The organism is Mitsuokella sp. AF21-1AC (assembly GCF_003458855.1).
Taxonomy (GTDB): Bacteria; Bacillota; Negativicutes; order Selenomonadales; family Selenomonadaceae; genus Mitsuokella.
On record NZ_QRVW01000019.1, the window covers coordinates 1 to 15,857 of the forward strand.

The following is a 15,857-nucleotide window of genomic DNA, read 5'->3' on the forward strand; positions in this document are numbered from 1 at the left end:
GATTTCCACTCACCCGGCTGCCCTTCCAGGCGCTCGTTCGTAGTGGCCGTATCTCTCAGCGACTTGTATTATAATACAGGATAGTGCTGCGTTTGTCAACACCTTTTTGTAAAAAACTCGATTCCCAGTCAACAAGTTCTCATGCGTCTTTGCGGATCGAACAGCAAGTCGGAATAAGCAAAAAGCCATCAACCGGAATAAAAAATCCAAGTTGATGGCTTTACGATGTCATATGGTGGCGGCACAGAGATTTGAACTCCGGACACTGCGGGTATGAACCGCATGCTCTAGCCAACTGAGCTATGCCGCCAAAATGGTGGGCAGGGATGGATTCGAACCATCGTAATCCGAAGATGACAGATTTACAGTCTGTTCCCTTTAACCACTCGGGCACCTACCCATTTCTTAACAAGCGCGTTAAGAACAGTATTTATTATAGCTGTACTTCACGCACTTGTCAACTACTTTTTAAAAATTATTTGCGGCGCATCCAGACAGGGATGTCAATAAAGCTGTCCGAACCGACCGTGCTGCCGACAGGTTTGTCGGCGGACTGCTGCGCAGATGGCTGCTGGTCCTGTGCTGCCTGCTGATCCTGGACACCGACTGGTTCTTCCGGGGCATCAAAGCCCGTCGCGATAACCGTGACGCGCACCGTGTCCCCCATGGAATTGTCAATGGATGCGCCCCAGATGATGTTCGCCTGCGAATCCGCAGCCTTCTCGATGGCTTCAGAAGCTTCCGTGACCTCAAACATGCTGAGGTTCTCCTCTGCACCTGTGACATTGAGCAGGACACCACGGGCACCATCGATGCTCGTCTCGAGCAGCGGCGATGCGATGGCCGCCTTGGCCGCCTCGACGGCGGCATTCTCGCCTGAAGCCTCGCCAATGCCCATGAGAGCAGACCCCGCATTGCTCATGATGCTCTTGACATCCGCAAAGTCGAGGTTGATGAGGCCCGGCAGGGCGATGAGATCCGAAATACCTTTGACACCCTGACGCAGGACATCATCAGCGATGCTGAAGGCCTGCGTAATTGGCGTTTTCTTGTCAACCACCTGCATGAGACGGTCATTCGGAATCGTAATGATGGTATCGACATGCTTCTTGAGGTTCTCGATACCGGATTCCGCATTGCGGCGGCGCTTCATGCCCTCAAAGGAAAAGGGGCGCGTCACAACGCCAACTGTCAGTGCACCAATCTCACGGGCACATTCCGCCACGACGGGCGCTGCGCCTGTACCCGTGCCACCGCCCATGCCGGCCGTGACAAAGACCATATCGGCACCACGCAGCGTATCGAGGATATCGTCACGGCTTTCCTCTGCCGCTTTCTGACCGATTTCCGGCTGTGCACCGGCGCCCAGTCCGCGCGTCAGTTTCTCACCGATCTGCATGCGCTTCGGTGCCAGCGACTTCAGCAATGCCTGTGCATCCGTATTGACAGCAATGAACTCCACACCCTGCAGGCCGAGATTGATCATGCGGTTTACAGCGTTGCTGCCGCCGCCGCCCACACCGATTACTTTGATTTTGGCCAGTTGATCTAACCCATTGTCATCCAATTCAAACACAGCGTTAACCCCCATCACGAAATATCTGGTAATGCCTGCAAAACTCCTCAGGCAATCGTCCTTTTTTTGCAAAAATACTATACCTCTACCAGTTTACCATCATTTTATCCCGAATGCCATAGCGAACAACAATTTTAATTCCCTGACAAAACAAATTTTTTATTGCGGGGTACTATTCTTCTCTTTTTTCTTGAGGATATGACGACGCAGGACCGCCATATTCTTGAAGATCCGAAAGCCGAATGCCAGGAGCGCTACGTAATAGAGGTCGATTCCCAGGCGGTCGCCAATGTAGACCAGGAAGGCCGCCATCAGGGCATTCGTGAAGAAACCGCTGATGAACACCGCCTGATCGAATGTATCGGCCGCCACGGCGCGCAGGCCGCCAAAGACGGCATCAAGCGCAGCCAGCAGGGCCACCGAGAAAAGCTTTGCATAAGCAAAGGGAATCAGCACGGGGCAGAGATAGCCCAGAATCAGGCCTGCGAGCAAGCCCAGGATTGGCAGGATCATTTTTCTCCCTCCCTCTCAGCAGTCTCGTGTGCATAGGTGTGCTTAAAGGAACCCTTGTATGGCGGCACGTAGACCGCATCACTCGTCTCCACTTCGAGTTTGATGCCCCATACCTTCAGTGTTTCTGCTACGCCGCCGCGCATCTTAAGCGAATTCTCAAGCGTCCCCTTGTCACCGATGGCCCGGATCTCAAATGGCGGTGCTGAACGCACATTGTTGACGGAGAGTGTCGGACCGGCACAGCGGATCTCAGAGGTACCGATCAGGCGCTGTCCATTGACGGATATGGCTTCTGCCCCTGCCGCCCGCAGTTCGTTGATGACGCGCAGCAGATCATCGTCATGGATGAGATACAGGTTGGGATTGTCCCCCGCCTTTGAAGCAGCCGTGCTGTCGTCAAGGCGCACGATGACGCCTTCTCCTTCCATCGCAGTCGTGCCCGAGAGGACGCGCAGTTCTTCCTGCTGCGCATCGGCAGGATTCCCCTGCCCGGACTGCAGCCGCTGCACTTCTTCCTTGAGTGCATCCCGTTCCTTCTCAGTCGCCAGCAGGCGTTCTGAAACGTCTTCGACGCGCTGGTAGGGCACGGAAGCCTTCATATCCTGGGTCGTGCGGAACTGTACGGCCAGCATGAAGCCGAGCACCATACAGACGCAGGCGATGGACCAGCTGCCCTTGCGGATCTTGATCATGGTTTGTCTCCTTCGTTGTCAGTATCAGCAGGCATATCCTTCATGCGGATAAAGGGGGCTTCATAACTGAAGTCAACGTACTCGATGATGTGACGGCTCGTCTTGAGATCGCTGACAAAATCATCGGTCAGGCTGGCTTTCTCATCGAGACGGTCCAGCTGTCCCAGGCGGATTTCCACAGAACCGTTCGTATAAGCCACGACAGCATCAGGCCGCGCAATATTGACTTCTGAGATCTGGTTCAGCGTATCCGCATTGAGATGATTGAGGAAGTACAGAACCTTCCTGACATATTCATCCGTCACATCATCCCCGATGTAGAGATTCGTGAGCTCCATACCCGTGATCAGAGGAATCGGGACATTGTGCAGATTCTTGTAGACCGACAGTACCTTGCCGTTGCGGTCGATATCGAGATATCCGTAATCGCAGGCCATGGTTGCCACAGGCTTGCGTTCCGTCACCTCGATTTCCACGGTATCCGGCAGGCGGCGGCGTACAACAGCGGATTCCACGCGCAGATCATGCAGGAGATTCTGCGTCACGACGTCCGTCTGCAGTTGAAAAAGAGGCTCCCCTTTGTGGATGCGGCCGATGTCCGTAATCTGTTCTTCCGTCAGGTATGTATTGCCGTGGAGCTCCACATGCTTCAAGGTGAAAAGCGGCGTGTAGATGACGATTGCCATGATACCGCCGCAGACAGCCAGGAACAGAAGCCCCCTCAGAAGCCGTCTGAAGCTCCGATGTTTCTTGTGTTCTTGTTCCACCAACTTCTGTTCCCCCCTTTATCCAAAAAAACGCCGGACAAAGCAAAACGTCCGGCGTCCGTTGATTGCCGTCAGGCAATCAGTTCTTGAACCCTGCCATTTCCAGGATGCGTTCGCAAAGCTCCGGGAACTCGATGCCCATCGCCCGGCCTGCATCGGGAACGAGGGAGAGCTCCGTCATGCCCGGTACCGAATTGACTTCGATGACGTACGGCTTTTCCTCTTCACTGAGCATCATGTCAACGCGTGCCACGCCCTTGCAGCCGCAGGCCGTAAAGGTCTTGACAGCCAGATCCTGTATCTCCTTCGTCTTTTCCGGCGATACGCGTGCCGGAATGATGTGCGTCGAAGCGCCCTTCGTGTACTTGCTCTCGTAATCGTAACGGCCCGACGTCGTCGTGATCTCGATGATGGGGAATGCTTCTTTCTGTTCCTCATTGCCCCAGACGGCAACCGTCAGCTCCCGGCCGCGGATGAATTCTTCGACGAGCACTTCATCGTTGTACGTGAATGCCTCCTGCAGCGCCTCCTGCAGCTTGTCCTTCGTTTCAACGATGTAGACGCCGATGCTCGAGCCCTGCGAAGCAGCCTTGACCACGACCGGCAGAGAGAAGTCACGCTCAATCTCACCGGCGAGATCGCGCTTCATCTCATAGCGGTGATATGTATGCGAACGCGGCGTCGAGATGCCCTCGGCCACAAAGACGCGTTTGGAAGCAGCCTTGTCCATCGTGACGGCTGCGGCGAGCACGCCCGAGCCCGTATAAGGGATGCCGAGCATATCAAGCGTTCCCTGCAGGACGCCGTCTTCGCCGAATTTGCCATGCAGTGCATTGAACACGATGGCACAGCCGCTCTTCTTGATGTCTTCAGCAAACGTCGGCGGATTGAGCTCCATGCCCTCAGCATTGTAGCCTTTGGACTGCAGGGCCTTGAGAATGGCCGTACCGGTCTGGCGGGAAATCTCTGCTTCCGTGGAAGGGCCGCCCATGACGACGACGATTTTTTTCTGATTCATCTCGTATAAACTCCTTTTCGATTCTTATTTCTGCAGCAGTGCGACAAGTTCTTCACCCGTCTGATAGATGTTGCCGGCGCCCATGGTGATGACGAGATCGCCCGGCTGTACAAAATCCTTCAGCTGGGCCGCGATGGCCGTGCGATCCTCGATGTAGCGGACGGACTGGCCGGACTGACGGCAGACTTCATCGACGATGGTCTTGCCGCTGATGCCCGGGATCGGCGCTTCGCCGGCCGCATAGACATCCGTCACGAAAAGTTCGTCGGCCGAAACGAACGCCTTGCCGAACTCCTCATGCAGCAGCTGCGTGCGGGAATAACGGTGCGGCTGAAAGACACAAATCAGGCGCTTCGGAGCCGTCTCTTTTGCGGCCTTGAGCGTGGCTGCGATCTCCGTCGGATGATGGGCATAATCGTCGACCACCCATACCCCGTTCACGCGGCCCTTCGTCTGGAAACGGCGCTTGGCGCCATGGAAGACAGCCAGGCCAGCCGCCATCTTCTCGAAGCTCACGCCGATGGAAAGGCCCGTGACAATGCAGGCCATGGCATCGAGGACATTGTGGCGGCCGGGGATGTTGAGATCGACATGGCCGAGCTCTTCCGCCCCATGGAAGACGTCGAAGGAAATGCCGGTACCGCTGTGCGTGATGTTCTTTGCCCGATAATCAGCCTCATGGTCGATTGCATACGAGATGTATCTGTGCTCGAGCGTCTTTGACATGCGGCGGAGGTTCTCATTGTCGAAGCAGATGACGGCATAACCGTTTTCCTTGTCGACATTCCGGATGAACTGCGTGAAGGCTTTGATGATGTTCTCCATCGTGCCGTAATGGTCCATATGGTCATCTTCGACATTCGTGACCACTGCGATATGAGGATGGAGCTTGAGGAACGAACCGTCGCTTTCATCGGCTTCTGAAACGAGATATTCGCTTTCACCGAGCTCTGCATTCGTGCCAAGATCCGGCACCTCGCCGCCCACGACGACCGAGGGAGAGACCCCGGCATGTGTCAGCGCGACGCCGAGCATCGAGGTCGTCGTCGTCTTGCCGTGCGCACCGGCCACGGCAATGCCCTTGTACTCATTGACGAGTGCCGCGTTGATGTCGGAACGATGAAGCTTCGTGATGCCGAGGTCTTTGGCTGCCAGGACCTCCGGGTTGTCAAACGGGATGGCCGTCGAGACGACGATGGCATCGGCGCCGCGCACGTTTTCCGCCTTCTGGCCGCCGAGGAAAATCTTCGCGCCCATCTCGCGCAGCTTCTCAATGATGCCCGAATCCTCGCGGTCGGAACCGGATACCTCGTAGCCAAGTTCAATCATCATCTTGGCCAGCGGGCTCATGCCTGCGCCGCCAATTCCTACGAAATGAATCTTCTTGATGCCTTTAAGCTCTTTCAGCTCTTTATGCACGCCAATCACCTTTGTCCTTTTCTAGCTATTTCGAGTACGAGATTTGCAATGTCAGCCGCAGCCTGCGGTCTTCCCATTTTCTTGCTGGCCAGAGCCATGTCGCGGAGTTTCTGCGGCTCGCTCAAGAGTTCCGTCAGGACGGCACTGAGCGTTTCAGAAGTCAGGTCCTTGTTGAGGATCATCCTCGCAGCACCTGCTTCCTCCAGAGCCCGGGCATTGTGCTCCTGATGATTCTCCGCTGCATACGGATAGGGAATCAGTATGGACGGAATGCCGCGGGCCGTGAGTTCCGCAAGGCCGGTGGCTCCGGCACGGAATACGGCGAGATCCGCTGCCGCCATGGCCTGCGGCATGTTGTAAAGATACGGCTTGACCAGGATGTGCGGGTATTTTGCGAGATCCACACCGGCTTTCTGCAGACGGGAACATACATCCTCGTACTCGTTCTTGCCCGTCACATGGAGGAACTGCACCTCAGGATGCGGGGCAGCGTGGGAGAGCACGCCGATCATGGCCCGGTTGATGGCGCGGGCACCGCGGCTGCCGCCCGAAACGAGCACCGTCAGCTTGGCAGGGTCCAGGCCAAAAGCAGACGCGCCCTCCTCGCGCTGAGCTGAGAGTACCTCGCTGCGGATAGGGTTGCCCGTGAAGACGACCTTTTCCTGCGGGAAATGACGCATGGCCTCTTTCGTGCCAGCCGCAATCTTCGTCACGAATTTGGCCAGGATCTTGTTCGTGATGCCCGGCACGACATTCTGTTCCTGGATGAGCGTCGGGATGTGCATGAGGCTCGCAGCCAGCAGGATTGGCCCGCAGACGTAGCCGCCGGTACCGATGACGACATCGGGATGAAAGCGACGCACGATGCGCGCAGCCCTGGCGACACCGACCATGGCACGGCCGGCACGCAGCAGGTTTTCCGGCGTCAGATGGCGCTCAAAGCCCTGGATATCCACCGTCGTGAACGGCAGCCCTTCCTTGGGGATGATATCCGCTTCGAGGCCGCGTTTCGTGCCGACGTAAAGGAATCTGGCATCCGGCACGCGCTGCTGTATCGTGCGTATGATGGTGATGGCCGGGTAGATATGTCCGCCCGTGCCACCGCCGGAAACGATGATGTTCAAGATGATCCCCTCCGGTCAATTCTGTTCGTAAAGATGAACGAGGCGTTTGAAATCGCGGCCGCGTTCCGCCATGCCATGGTACATGTCGAAGCTTGCACAGGCCGGGGAAAGCAGCACGACATCCGGCTCCTTCGCCAGTGCATGTGCGAGCTCCACGGCCTTTTCCATCGAATAACCCGCCGCATAGATGTGGGCCTCCGGAAAACCGTTTGCAACGGCCGCATCATAGAACCTTGCTGCGGCCCTGCCAATGAGAATGAGCTCATCGACGCGCTCGCAGACGAGCTTCATGAAATCCGTGAGGTCCGTCATCTTGTCGTCGCCGCCTGCGAGCAGGATGATGTGACCATCAAATGTCTCGAGCGCCTTGATGGCAGAGTCCGTATTCGTCGCCTTTGAATCATTGTAATACGGTACGCCGTCGATCGTCGTCACATACTCGATGCGATGCTCGACGCCCCTGAACGACTTGAGCACCGGCACCATCGCCGCAGGCTCACAGCCGGCAAAGAACGCCGAAGCGACGGCTGCCAGGGCATTCTCGACATTATGCGCGCCCTTGATGCCGAGCTCATTCGTATGGCAGAGCTCGTATTCCCCGTCATTCCAGCGGATGACGATCAGGCCGTCACGCACATCACCGCGTACAAAGACGCCTTCCGGCAGCTCCTGATGGCGGCTGAAATAGCAGACCCGGCCCTTTGCGCGGTCCTTCATGCCGCAAGTGCGTTCATCGTCGTAATTGAGCACAAGGTAATCTTCCGGTGTCTGCTCCGCAAACATGCGCTCCTTCATAGCCTGATAGACTTCCATGGAACCATGACGCACGATATGATCCGGCGTCACATTGAGAACAGCCGCGACATGCGGGTGAAAATGCTCCGTGGCTTCCATCTGGTAGCTGGAGATCTCAGCAGCCAGGCAGCCGCCCCTGCCCGTCTCAAGCGCCACCTCAGAAAGCGGTACGCCGATATTGCCGCCGACGCCGACCTTCTCATAATGCGTCTTGAGCAGCAGGCCGAGAAGCGTTGTCGTCGTCGTCTTGCCGTTCGTGCCCGTTACGGCACAAATCGGCGACTCCGCGATATCATAAGCGAGCTCAACTTCGCTCATGACCTTGATGTGCCGTGCATAGGCGGCCTGAAGCAGCGGAATGCGGACGGGTACGGCAGGCGAAACAATGACGAGATCAACGCCTTCCAGCATCGATTCCTGCTGTGGCCCGAAAACAAGCGTTACGCCAAGTTCACGAAGCTTGGAAAAATCATCTCCGAGTTTCTCGAGCTCCGCTTCTGATTTCGCATCGCTCAGCGTGACCTCTGCACCAAAGCGGCGCGCGAGGCGGGCAGCGGCAAACCCGCTGATGCCCGCACCAATGACCAATACATGCTTCTGCTTCCAATCCAATTCCATGACGAATCCCCCCGGATATTACAAGATGCGATTTGACTGCCGGACTGCTTACGGCATCATCAAGAGACCGACGACGCTCGCGGCGAAGCCCACCATCCAGAAAACAAAGACGACCTTCGTCTCCTTCCAGCCGCCGAGCTCAAAGTGATGGTGGATTGGGCTCATGCGGAACACGCGCTTGCCCGTCGTCTTGAACGAAATGACCTGGATGATGACAGACAGAGCTTCACAGACAAAGACGAAGCCGATAACAGCCAGCAGCACCTCCGTATGCGTGAGGATGCCAGCTGCCGCGATGGCACCGCCCAGTGCCAGAGAGCCCGTATCGCCCATGAAGACTTTGGCCGGATTGGCATTGAAGCGCAGGAATGCCAAGCAAGCCGCTGCCATGGCGACACAGAAGAGGGAGAGATCCGGATGGCCCGTCAGATAGCAGACGATGGCATACGCGCCGGCCGCAATGGCCACCGTGCCGGAGGCCAGGCCGTCGAGGCCATCCGTCAGATTGACGGCATTGCTCGTGCCGACCAGCACGAAAAGGACGAGGAAGTAGTAGCCGATGCCGATATCCAGATTGACATCCGCCACAGGAATCCAGATGCTCGTATCAATGCCGAGGACCCTCGTGCCGACCACCATCGTCACGATGGCGATGATGATCTGGCCGAGGAGCTTCTGTTTGGCTTTGAGACCCAGGTTGCGCTTCTTGACGACCTTGATGTAATCGTCGAGGAAGCCCAGCAGGAAATGACCGAGCGTGATGAAGAGTGCCAGCAGCACGGCAGGCGAAAGCGGCGCAGCCACGAGCGTCCCGAGCGTGAGGCCCAGGATGATCATGATGCCGCCCATCGTCGGCGTACCGCTCTTGGCCTGATGACTCTTTGGTCCTTCCTCGCGGATACTCTGGCCAAATTTCAGTTTATGCAGTTCCGGTATAAAAAACGGCCCCGTCAGCAGGACGAACCCGGCGGCAATGGCAGCCGCAATGATGATGCTTTCCAACTTATAACGTCTCCACTCTCTTATTTTGCATTCTCATCGACGGCAAGACTCAAAGCAGGTCGATGATCTTTTCCATCTGCATGCCGCGGGAGCCCTTGAAGAGCAGGGTATCCCCGGGCTGCAGGATCTCGTGCAGGCACTTGCCCGCTTCCTCATGCGAATCACAGGGGAACACGGCTTCGATGCCGCCCTCCCTGGCTCCCTCGGCGATGAATTTCCCCATCTCTCCGCGCGTCACGACAGCGGCAAAGCCGTGTTCGGCAAGTTCATGGCCGACTTTCTTGTGCGCTTCTTCCGAAACGCGTCCGAGTTCCAGCATATCGCCCATGACGGCGATCTTGCGCCCCGGAGCGAGTTCGGAAAGCGTGCTGATGGCGGCCGTCATCGACATCGGGCTCGCATTGTAAGCGTCGTTGACGACATGGTAGCCCTTGATCTCCTCCACCTCAAAGCGCATCTTCGTCGCCTCGAGGTTCTTGAGGCCTGCCGCCGTTTCCTCCGGTGACAAGCCGAGTGCAAAGCCTGCGGCAATGGCGGCCAGGGCATTGTAAACGTTATGACGCCCCACCATGGCAATCGTGTAATCGTACGTGCGGTCCTTCCAGATGACATGGAAGGATGTCGTATGGCCATCGACCGTCTTGATATCCGCACCGCGGACATCGGCCGGCTGCTCGATGCCGAACGTCAGCACGCGCACACCGGGCGCAGCCTTTTCCCGCATGGCGGCCACATAGGGATTATCGGCGTTGAGAACGACCGATCCGCCCTCTGGGATGGCCTCGACGAGTTCCGCCTTGGCCCTGGCGATATTCTCGATGGAGCCCAGGAGCTCCATATGCGTCTCACCGACATTCGTCACAATGCCGACTGAAGGCGCAGCAATCGGTGCCATGGCCTCAATCTGATGCAGGCCGCGCATGCCGATCTCGACGACGGCGGCCGTATGCTCCTTGCGCAGGCCCAGAAGCGTCAGCGGCAGGCCGATCTCATTGTTGAAATTGGCCTGTGTCTTGAGGACCGGGCCGCGGGCAGAGAGGACGGCTGCCGTGAGGTCCTTCGTCGTCGTCTTGCCATTGGAACCCGTAATGGCCAGGACGGGAAGCGTGAATTCCATGCGCCAAGCATGCGCAAGCTCCTGATAAGCCTTGAGCGTATCCTCTACGACGAGCACCGTGGCCTTGAGGCCGGCCAGGATCTCGCGTGGGCAGGCCGCGCTGACCATGACGCCGTTGGCACCCTTCTCGATGGCATCGCGTACAAAATCTTCTCCGTTGAAGCGTTCGCCCTTGAAGGCCAGGAACAGGACTCCCGGCGTGATCTTGCGCGTATCCGTCACGATATCCGTAAACGACTCGGCTTCTTCCCGATAGACGCTGGCACCCGTGGCCTCGCGCACTTCATCAAGCGTAAATGCTGGCATCAGTGTTCTCCCTTCTTGGCGGCCACCGCGTCGCGGGCCACTTCCTTATCATCGAAATGGATGGTCTTGTCCTTGAGGATCTGATAATTCTCATGGCCCTTGCCGAGGATGACGACGATATCATCCTTCTCGGCCAGTTCAACCGCGCGGAAGATGGCCTGGCGGCGGTCCGTGATCTTCTCATGGTGCTTCGTGCCGATGGCTTCCTTCACGCCCTCTTCGACCTGGCTCAGGATGAAGTCCGGGTCCTCGGTGCGCGGGTTGTCCGAAGTCGCAATGACGACATCGGCAAGTTCTGCGGCCAGACGGCCCATGATGGGGCGTTTCGTGCGGTCGCGGTCGCCGCCGCAGCCGAAGACGGCGATGATGCGTTTCTTGGCGATCTTGCGCGCCGTCTTGAGTACATTCTCCACGCCGTCCGGCGTATGTGCGTAATCGACGATGATGGAGAAATCCTGTCCGGCCTTGACGAGTTCAAAGCGGCCCGGCACGCTCGTGAAGGCCGTGAGCGCCGTTTTGATATGCTGCGGCTCGATGTGCTCGGCCAGCGCGGCTCCAACGGCCGACATGACATTGTAGACATTGAAGATGCCCGTGATATGAAGCTTCAGGGGCATCTTGCCAAAGCTTGCATGGTTCAGCGTGAATTCGGCACCGTTCGCATGGACGAGGATGTCCGTTGCGCGCAGATCCGCTTCCTTCTCAATGGCATAAGTCAAATGTGCGCACTTCGCATGCGCGAGCATCGTTTCGCTGGCAGCATCGTCGATATTGACGACAGCCGTTTTGCCCTGCTTCGTGCCAGGCTCCGATACGTGGTCAAAGAGCTTTGCCTTGGCCAGTTTGTAATTCTCCAGCGTCTTGTGATAATCGAGATGGTCCTGCGTCAGATTCGTGAAGACGGCCGTATCGAATTCAATGCCGGCCACGCGGTTCTGATCGAGTGCATGGGAGGAAACCTCCATGACGACGTAATCCATGCCCTTGTCCCGCATCATGGCCAGCGTGTGCTGAAGCTCCACGACATCCGGCGTCGTATTGTGGATGAGCAGCACCTCATCCTCGATCATGATCTGGATGGTGCCGATGAGGCCGACCTTGTAACCGGCCTCGCGCAGGATGGCGCGCGTGATATAGCTCGTCGTCGTTTTGCCGTTCGTGCCCGTGATGCCGATAACGCGCATCGTGCGGGCCGGATAATCATGGAAGAACGGCACGATCGTATCGAGTGCCGGCTGGAGCTCCGGTACCTGCAGGACGGCGATGCTCTCCGGCACCTCGATATCGCTGCGCGTCGTCAGGATTGCCTGTGCGCCCGCCGCCACAGCCTGCGGAATGAATTTATGTCCATCGACATGCACGCCGGGAATGCAGACAAAGAGCGTTCCCTTCCCGACCTTGCGCGAATCATGCTCGATGCCTGTGATTTCCGTATCTGGATTTCCCGTTACGACAGAGCCCGTCACGAGTTCTGCCAGCTGACCGATTGTTTTCATCTGATTTCCTCCTCAAAGCCCCTTCTAAGCAGTGCGGGCCGTACACTATTATAAACCGTATCTTAAAAATTTTATAGGCTTTTTTTGCGGAACGAAAAGAAGCTGCTTGCCAGGCAGCCTCTCTATGGGATGGAGCGGAACATATCGTACCTCTCTTATTCACTTTCATGTGCAAAATACGTCTTTTTCGGGACCTGCATGTTGAGCTGGCTCTCCGCAATCGACTTGATGCGCTGCGGGTTCTTGAGCTTGGCGATGTCCACGTTCAGCCGCTCATTCTCCTGCTCCAGCTGCTCGGCTTTCTGCTGTGTTTCCACGAGCTTGTAGCCGCGGCTCGCGGCGACGCCGCTGCCGATGGTGACGAGCATGGCCAGCACGGCAATGACCAGGAAGAGGACCTGGCAGTGCGAGCGCAGCGACGTATTGAGGACCTTGCGGATCACAGGAGCCTTGGGCGCGCGCGGCGCCGGCGAAGGAGCGCCTGCATACAGGCTGTGTTCCTGACGGTCATACTCATCTTCCTGTCTTGCCAGCATGGTCCTTCGCCTCCTTCTCTTCGTCAGCCTCTGCCACAGGCAGCTTTTCAGCCAGCCGCAGCTTGGCGCTCTTCGCGCGTGAATTGTGCACCAGTTCCTCACTCGTGGCCTTGATGGGCTTGCCGAGCAGCCGGATCTCCGGCTTGTGATGGCAAACGCAGACCGGCAGTTCCGGCGGACAGATGCAGCCCCGTGCCATCTCCTTCAATGTCCGCTTCGCAATGCGGTCCTCGAGAGAATGGAACGTGATGATGGCCAGCCGTCCGCCCGGTTTCAGATGGCGGACGGCCGCGCGAAACGCCTGCTCCAGGATGCCGAGCTCATCGTTGACCTCGATGCGGATGGCCTGGAAGATGCGCTTGGCCGGGTGGCCGCCTGCCGACTGGCGCACGGCCTTCGGCACAGCCTTGCAGATGATGTCGACGAGCTCACCGGTCGTCTCCACGGGCTTTTCCATGCGTGCCTTGACGATGAACTGCGCGATGCGGCGGCCCCATCGTTCCTCACCGTAATCGTGGAAGATGCGGTCAAGTTCCTGCTCGCTGTACGTGTTGACGACATCGTAGGCCGAGAATGATGCCTCGGGGTCCATGCGCATGTCAAGCGGCGCATCGTGCATGTAGGAAAAGCCGCGCTCCGCGGTATCAATCTGATGCGATGAAACGCCGAGATCAAAGACGACGCCATCGACCAATGGTGCATCTTCCTGCTGCAGGATCTCTTCGAGATGCGAGAAATTGCTGTGCACGATGTCCACATGACACGCGACATCCTGCAAGCGCTCGCGCGCGGCCGCAATGGCCTCCTCATCCTGATCGATGCCGATGATGCGCCCCGCCGGCGACAGGAGCTCTGCGATACGGTGCGAGTGACCGGCCCCTCCCAGGGTACAATCCACATAGATTCCCTCTGGATTTGTCACCAGTCCTCTGACCGTCTCTTCCAGCATGACGCTGATATGATGAAACTCCACGCTCCTGCCTCCATCTGCTACTACGAATCCTAATCAGAAAAGCTCAAACGGCTTATATGCCCAGTCCCGACAGCGAGGCTGCAATCGCCGTCACATCGGGCTCCACTTCAGCATTGTAACGGGTCCACTGTTCCTTGCTCCAGACTTCAATGCGGTTATCGGCACCTGTCAGCACCACATTCTGGCGCAGGGCAATGCCGGCATACGTCCGCAGATTCGCCGGCACGAGGAAACGTCCCTGCTTGTCACATTCCAGCGTCCTCGCGCCGGAAAAGAAGAATCGCACAATGGCTCTCGCCTCGGGTTTCGCCAGCGGCAGTGCTCGCAGCTTGGCCGCCAGCTCCTCCCATGCCTGCTGGCCGTAGAGGAACAGGCAGCAGTCCAGCCCCTTCGTGATAATGAAGGAAACGCCGAGTTCCTGGCGGAAATCAGCCGGCAGGATGACGCGCCCTTTGGCGTCAATCGTATGGGCATATTCTCCCAAAAACATCCTGCGCTTCCACCTTTCTGTCCATCTGTGACACGTTTCCCCACAATTCACCACTTTATCTATTCTTTTTTATAACAGATAATTCCTGCTTTGGCAAGCGAAAAATCCTCCTGATCAGCAAAATTCCCCTGAAACGCAAAAAACAGCCACCTGATCTGAGGTGACTGCTCTCTGCTTTCCTCAATGCTTGGTCCAGCCGAAATTTGCGAAAAGCGGTGTATAGCGGATGCGCTCGAGGAAGGAACGGTTCGTATTCTCCGTATGGAAAATGGGCACGCGTTCGAGTGCGTAGATATTGCTGCCCTTGTTCACACTGCCGTACTTGATCGTGAAGGCCGCCTTGTAGCCGGCCTCACGCACGAGCTGGGCAATGTGCAGGTTGTACGCACCGGTCGGATACGCCATGTAATCGACCGCATGGCCGAGCTCGGCCTCCGCTTTCTTCTTCGATTCGACGAGCTCTGCCCGCAGCTGGTCATCGGTGAGATCCGTCATGGACCTGTGGTCGACGGTGTGAGACTCGATGGTCATGCCATTCTGTTCCATTTCCCGGCATTCATCCCAGGTCAGATATCCCTTGCGCGTGCCCACGAAGCTCGTAACCACGAAAATCGTGCCCTTGAAGCCGTATTTCTTGAGGATGGGATACGCATTGTCGTAGTTGTCCTGATAGCCGTCATCAAAGGTGATCAACACGGGATTCTCCGGCAATTTCCCATTGCCCTCGAACGCGGCATAAAGCTCATCCGGCGTGATCGTATGATAGCCGTGGTCGCGCAAATAGCGCATCTGGTAGTCAAAATCAGCCGGGGCAATGGCCAGTGAAAGGAATTCGTCACTGACCTTATGATAGTTGAGCACCATGACATGGGGCCCGTTCTCCGCCGCCTGCGTTTCTGTCTCTGCCATTTCTGCCCGATGATTCCCCGACGGCCACAAAAACACCGCCAAAACGAGGCTCATCATGGTCAAAACCGCTGCCAGGCACTGGCCCAGCTGTTTATGCTTCCCGTTCATCCTGCACACTCCTTGCCTTGCAACTGCCAAAGCCTGCGCTTCGGCTGCATATGCTCCTTATTTTAGCGCGATTTCCTGGAAAAAGCCACCCTCCTCTAGTGCAAGCGCACAAAATGTGTTATAATTCCTGTGATGGATATACCCCATCTACGTATATTGTGATTTCATTACTCACAGGAGGTTTTCTTATTATGGCAATCACGAAAGATATGAGCATTCTCGAAGTCGTCCAGAAGTATCCGGATACGGTTGACGTATTCGTCAACGCCGGCATGGGCTGCCTCGGCTGCGCTGCCGCACACTTCGAGAACATCGAGCAGGGCGCTATGGCTCACGGCATCGATGTCGATCAGCTCGTCAAGGATCTCAACACGGTCGTTGGCGCCTGAGATTCACAA

The 15,857-nt window shown here is 57.0% G+C and carries 16 protein-coding genes and 2 tRNA genes; 1 reads left to right on the top strand and 17 read right to left on the bottom strand.

Annotated elements, in window-relative coordinates; translation table 11 throughout:
• Nucleotides 1-233: 233 nt before the first annotated feature.
• The 17 genes from DWX75_RS07835 to DWX75_RS07910 form a co-directional block, all read right to left on the bottom strand.
• Nucleotides 234-310 (bottom strand) — tRNA-Met (locus tag DWX75_RS07835).
• Between the two features lie 4 nt (nucleotides 311-314).
• Nucleotides 315-400: transfer RNA gene (locus tag DWX75_RS07840), tRNA-Tyr, on the bottom strand.
• A gap of 75 nt (nucleotides 401-475) precedes the next feature.
• A complete protein-coding gene (gene ftsZ / locus DWX75_RS07845) occupies nucleotides 476-1,576 on the bottom strand; it encodes a cell division protein FtsZ (RefSeq protein ID WP_233519522.1) in 1,101 nt (366 codons plus the stop codon).
• Between the two features lie 159 nt (nucleotides 1,577-1,735).
• On the bottom strand, nucleotides 1,736-2,089 hold the full coding sequence (locus DWX75_RS07850; protein ID WP_118015787.1) for a small basic family protein: 354 nt from the start codon (nucleotides 2,087-2,089) through the stop codon (nucleotides 1,736-1,738).
• A complete protein-coding gene (locus tag DWX75_RS07855) occupies nucleotides 2,086-2,781 on the bottom strand; it encodes a DUF881 domain-containing protein (protein ID WP_118015788.1) in 696 nt (231 codons plus the stop codon). Before DWX75_RS07855 ends, DWX75_RS07850 begins: the two co-directional genes overlap by 4 nt.
• The gene (locus tag DWX75_RS07860; protein ID WP_233519523.1) at nucleotides 2,778-3,551 is read right to left on the bottom strand and encodes a cell division protein FtsQ/DivIB; all 774 of its coding nucleotides are present in this window, start codon (nucleotides 3,549-3,551) and stop codon (nucleotides 2,778-2,780) included. Before DWX75_RS07860 ends, DWX75_RS07855 begins: the two co-directional genes overlap by 4 nt.
• Nucleotides 3,552-3,627: 76 nt before the next feature.
• Nucleotides 3,628-4,566, bottom strand: coding sequence for a D-alanine--D-alanine ligase (locus DWX75_RS12355; protein ID WP_369974342.1), 939 nt, complete (start codon nucleotides 4,564-4,566; stop codon nucleotides 3,628-3,630).
• A 24-nt stretch (nucleotides 4,567-4,590) separates the two neighbouring features.
• On the bottom strand, nucleotides 4,591-5,994 hold the full coding sequence (gene murC, locus DWX75_RS12360) for a UDP-N-acetylmuramate--L-alanine ligase (RefSeq protein ID WP_369974343.1): 1,404 nt from the start codon (nucleotides 5,992-5,994) through the stop codon (nucleotides 4,591-4,593).
• Nucleotides 5,991-7,109: an undecaprenyldiphospho-muramoylpentapeptide beta-N-acetylglucosaminyltransferase gene (gene murG / locus DWX75_RS07870; RefSeq protein WP_118015790.1), complete on the bottom strand. Its 1,119-nt coding sequence runs from the start codon at nucleotides 7,107-7,109 to the stop codon at nucleotides 5,991-5,993. Before murG ends, murC begins: the two co-directional genes overlap by 4 nt.
• A 15-nt stretch (nucleotides 7,110-7,124) precedes the next feature.
• Nucleotides 7,125-8,516, bottom strand: a complete 1,392-nt coding sequence (murD, locus tag DWX75_RS07875; protein WP_118015828.1) for a UDP-N-acetylmuramoyl-L-alanine--D-glutamate ligase — start codon at nucleotides 8,514-8,516, stop codon at nucleotides 7,125-7,127.
• 54 nt (nucleotides 8,517-8,570) lie between these two features.
• Nucleotides 8,571-9,524 carry a phospho-N-acetylmuramoyl-pentapeptide-transferase gene (mraY, locus tag DWX75_RS07880; RefSeq protein WP_118015791.1) on the bottom strand — a complete coding sequence of 318 codons (954 nt, stop codon included), beginning with the start codon at nucleotides 9,522-9,524 and terminating at the stop codon, nucleotides 8,571-8,573.
• Between the two features lie 49 nt (nucleotides 9,525-9,573).
• On the bottom strand, nucleotides 9,574-10,947 hold the full coding sequence (gene murF / locus DWX75_RS07885; RefSeq protein ID WP_118015792.1) for a UDP-N-acetylmuramoyl-tripeptide--D-alanyl-D-alanine ligase: 1,374 nt from the start codon (nucleotides 10,945-10,947) through the stop codon (nucleotides 9,574-9,576).
• Complete coding sequence (locus DWX75_RS07890) at nucleotides 10,947-12,443, bottom strand: UDP-N-acetylmuramoyl-L-alanyl-D-glutamate--2,6-diaminopimelate ligase (RefSeq protein WP_118015793.1); 1,497 nt, start codon at nucleotides 12,441-12,443, stop codon at nucleotides 10,947-10,949. Before DWX75_RS07890 ends, murF begins: the two co-directional genes overlap by 1 nt.
• A gap of 155 nt (nucleotides 12,444-12,598) precedes the next feature.
• Nucleotides 12,599-12,979 (bottom strand): cell division protein FtsL, encoded by a 381-nt coding sequence (locus DWX75_RS07895; protein ID WP_118015794.1) that lies wholly within the window; start codon nucleotides 12,977-12,979, stop codon nucleotides 12,599-12,601.
• Complete coding sequence (rsmH, locus tag DWX75_RS07900; RefSeq protein ID WP_118015795.1) at nucleotides 12,957-13,952, bottom strand: 16S rRNA (cytosine(1402)-N(4))-methyltransferase RsmH; 996 nt, start codon at nucleotides 13,950-13,952, stop codon at nucleotides 12,957-12,959. The genes DWX75_RS07895 and rsmH overlap by 23 nt, the downstream gene beginning before the upstream one ends.
• A 52-nt stretch (nucleotides 13,953-14,004) precedes the next feature.
• Nucleotides 14,005-14,442: a division/cell wall cluster transcriptional repressor MraZ gene (gene mraZ / locus DWX75_RS07905; protein ID WP_118015796.1), complete on the bottom strand. Its 438-nt coding sequence runs from the start codon at nucleotides 14,440-14,442 to the stop codon at nucleotides 14,005-14,007.
• A 180-nt stretch (nucleotides 14,443-14,622) separates the two neighbouring features.
• Nucleotides 14,623-15,459 carry a polysaccharide deacetylase family protein gene (locus tag DWX75_RS07910; RefSeq protein WP_199497554.1) on the bottom strand — a complete coding sequence of 279 codons (837 nt, stop codon included), beginning with the start codon at nucleotides 15,457-15,459 and terminating at the stop codon, nucleotides 14,623-14,625.
• A gap of 191 nt (nucleotides 15,460-15,650) precedes the next feature.
• On the opposite strand from DWX75_RS07910, the gene DWX75_RS07915 reads away from it, so the two are divergent.
• Nucleotides 15,651-15,848 (top strand): DUF1858 domain-containing protein, encoded by a 198-nt coding sequence (locus DWX75_RS07915; protein WP_036378940.1) that lies wholly within the window; start codon nucleotides 15,651-15,653, stop codon nucleotides 15,846-15,848.
• Nucleotides 15,849-15,857 lie beyond the last annotated feature (9 nt).

Coding starts and splice junctions, on each gene's coding strand:
- DWX75_RS07850 (WP_118015787.1), bottom strand. CDS start 2,089: ATGATCCTGCCAATCCTGGGCTTGCTCGCAGGCCTGATTCTGGGCTAT.
- DWX75_RS12355 (WP_369974342.1), bottom strand. CDS start 4,566: ATGAATCAGAAAAAAATCGTCGTCGTCATGGGCGGCCCTTCCACGGAA.
- murF (WP_118015792.1), bottom strand. CDS start 10,947: ATGCCAGCATTTACGCTTGATGAAGTGCGCGAGGCCACGGGTGCCAGC.
- DWX75_RS07915 (WP_036378940.1), top strand. CDS start 15,651: ATGGCAATCACGAAAGATATGAGCATTCTCGAAGTCGTCCAGAAGTAT.
- DWX75_RS07895 (WP_118015794.1), bottom strand. CDS start 12,979: ATGCTGGCAAGACAGGAAGATGAGTATGACCGTCAGGAACACAGCCTG.
- DWX75_RS07890 (WP_118015793.1), bottom strand. CDS start 12,443: ATGAAAACAATCGGTCAGCTGGCAGAACTCGTGACGGGCTCTGTCGTA.
- mraZ (WP_118015796.1), bottom strand. CDS start 14,442: ATGTTTTTGGGAGAATATGCCCATACGATTGACGCCAAAGGGCGCGTC.
- DWX75_RS07855 (WP_118015788.1), bottom strand. CDS start 2,781: ATGATCAAGATCCGCAAGGGCAGCTGGTCCATCGCCTGCGTCTGTATG.
- DWX75_RS07910 (WP_199497554.1), bottom strand. CDS start 15,459: ATGAACGGGAAGCATAAACAGCTGGGCCAGTGCCTGGCAGCGGTTTTG.